We start from the raw sequence: 2744 nt of genomic DNA, 5'->3' as shown, positions 1-2744 counted from the left end.
GAGTCCGTGCTGGCGGCGCACGGAGTGGGCCGGCTGCTGGTCACCGGCGCCCAGACCGACTGCTGCATCCGCTCCACGCTGCACGGCGGCCTGGTCCGCGGCTACGACACGACGCTGGTCGCCGACGCCCACACCACGGAGGACCTCACCGCGTACGGCGCCCCGTCGCCGGAGCAGGTGATCGCGCACACCAATCTGTACTGGGGCAACCAGAGCGCTCCGGGCCGCACGGCCGGGACGGTACGGACGGCGGACGTCAGCTTCTGACGCCGCGAGTAATTGAATTGGGCCTGAAACGCGGAAAACCCCCGCACCAACGGTGCGGGGGTTTTCTCCCAAAAATTGTTCGGCGGCGTCCTACTCTCCCACAGGGTCCCCCCTGCAGTACCATCGGCGCTGTGAGGCTTAGCTTCCGGGTTCGGAATGTAACCGGGCGTTTCCCTCACGCTATAACCACCGAAACACTATGAAACTGACAACCAGCACAATGGTTGTTCGTGGTTTCAGAACCAACACAGTGGACGCGAGCAACTGAGGACAAGCCCTCGGCCTATTAGTACCGGTCACCTCCACCAGTTACCTGGCTTCCAGATCCGGCCTATCAACCCAGTCGTCTACTGGGAGCCTTACCCCATCAAGTGGGTGGGAGTCCTCATCTCGAAGCAGGCTTCCCGCTTAGATGCTTTCAGCGGTTATCCCTCCCGAACGTAGCCAACCAGCCATGCCCTTGGCAGAACAACTGGCACACCAGAGGTTCGTCCGTCCCGGTCCTCTCGTACTAGGGACAGCCCTTCTCAAGACTCCTACGCGCACAGCGGATAGGGACCGAACTGTCTCACGACGTTCTAAACCCAGCTCGCGTACCGCTTTAATGGGCGAACAGCCCAACCCTTGGGACCGACTCCAGCCCCAGGATGCGACGAGCCGACATCGAGGTGCCAAACCATCCCGTCGATATGGACTCTTGGGGAAGATCAGCCTGTTATCCCCGGGGTACCTTTTATCCGTTGAGCGACGGCGCTTCCACAAGCCACCGCCGGATCACTAGTCCCGACTTTCGTCCCTGCTCGACCCGTCGGTCTCACAGTCAAGCTCCCTTGTGCACTTACACTCAACACCTGATTGCCAACCAGGCTGAGGGAACCTTTGGGCGCCTCCGTTACCCTTTAGGAGGCAACCGCCCCAGTTAAACTACCCATCAGACACTGTCCCTGATCCGGATCACGGACCCAGGTTAGACATCCAGCACGACCAGACTGGTATTTCAACGACGACTCCACAACCACTGGCGTGGCCGCTTCAAAGTCTCCCAGCTATCCTACACAAGCCGAACCGAACACCAATATCAAACTGTAGTAAAGGTCCCGGGGTCTTTCCGTCCTGCTGCGCGAAACGAGCATCTTTACTCGTAGTGCAATTTCACCGGGCCTATGGTTGAGACAGTCGAGAAGTCGTTACGCCATTCGTGCAGGTCGGAACTTACCCGACAAGGAATTTCGCTACCTTAGGATGGTTATAGTTACCACCGCCGTTTACTGGCGCTTAAGTTCTCAGCTTCGCCCCACCGAAGTGAAGCTAACCGGTCCCCTTAACGTTCCAGCACCGGGCAGGCGTCAGTCCGTATACATCGCCTTACGGCTTCGCACGGACCTGTGTTTTTAGTAAACAGTCGCTTCTCGCTGGTCTCTGCGGCCACCCCCAGCTCAGACCGTAAAGATCATCACCAGGTGTGGCCCCCCTTCTCCCGAAGTTACGGGGGCATTTTGCCGAGTTCCTTAACCATAGTTCACCCGAACGCCTCGGTATTCTCTACCTGACCACCTGAGTCGGTTTAGGGTACGGGCCGCCATGAAACTCGCTAGAGGCTTTTCTCGACAGCATAGGATCATCCACTTCACCACAATCGGCTCGGCATCAGGTCTCACCCTGCATGAGTGGCGGATTTACCTACCACTCGGGCTACACCCTTACCCCGGGACAACCACCGCCCGGGATGGACTACCTTCCTGCGTCACCCCATCACTCACCTACTAACCGCTTGGTTCAGCGGCTCCACCACTCCCCTTTGCCCGAAGGCTCCAGGGCGGCTTCACGGCCTTAGCATCACGATGCTCGATGTTTGACGCTTCACAGCGGGTACCGGAATATCAACCGGTTATCCATCGACTACGCCTGTCGGCCTCGCCTTAGGTCCCGACTTACCCTGGGCAGATCAGCTTGACCCAGGAACCCTTAGTCAATCGGCGCACACGTTTCTCACGTGTGAATCGCTACTCATGCCTGCATTCTCACTCGTCAACCGTCCACAACTACCTTCCGGTGCTGCTTCACCCGGCAGACGACGCTCCCCTACCCATCACAACAGGCGTTGGCCCTTATGCTGCAATGACACGACTTCGGCGGTACGCTTGAGCCCCGCTACATTGTCGGCGCGGAATCACTAGACCAGTGAGCTATTACGCACTCTTTCAAGGGTGGCTGCTTCTAAGCCAACCTCCTGGTTGTCTGTGCGACTCCACATCCTTTCCCACTTAGCGTACGCTTAGGGGCCTTAGTCGATGCTCTGGGCTGTTTCCCTCTCGACCATGGAGCTTATCCCCCACAGTCTCACTGCCGCGCTCTCACTTACCGGCATTCGGAGTTTGGCTAAGGTCAGTAACCCGGTAGGGCCCATCGCCTATCCAGTGCTCTACCTCCGGCAAGAAACACACGACGCTGCACCTAAATGCATTTCGGGGAGAACC

Annotated in this window: 1 protein-coding gene and 2 rRNA genes (1 of these 3 only partly in view); 1 reads left to right on the top strand and 2 read right to left on the bottom strand. The window is 58.3% G+C overall.

Translation table 11 applies throughout. The features are described 5' to 3' along the window. The coding region (locus FRZ03_RS19650; RefSeq protein WP_146466481.1) for an isochorismatase family protein at positions 1-267 on the top strand (267 nt) is incomplete at its 5' end. 77 nt (positions 268-344) lie between these two features. Here FRZ03_RS19650 and rrf read toward each other — a convergent pair. Together rrf and FRZ03_RS19640 are read right to left on the bottom strand one after the other, a co-directional pair. Then, positions 345-461, bottom strand: a 5S ribosomal RNA gene (rrf, locus tag FRZ03_RS19645). A gap of 72 nt (positions 462-533) precedes the next feature. Continuing rightward, positions 534-2744: ribosomal RNA gene (locus FRZ03_RS19640) — 23S ribosomal RNA — on the bottom strand; it runs 910 nt beyond the window's last position.

The sequence above is a fragment of the Streptomyces misionensis genome, assembly GCF_007896895.1.
GTDB classification, from domain to species: Bacteria; Actinomycetota; Actinomycetes; order Streptomycetales; family Streptomycetaceae; genus Streptomyces; species Streptomyces misionensis_A.
This window is presented reverse-complemented; position numbering and strand designations above follow the sequence as displayed.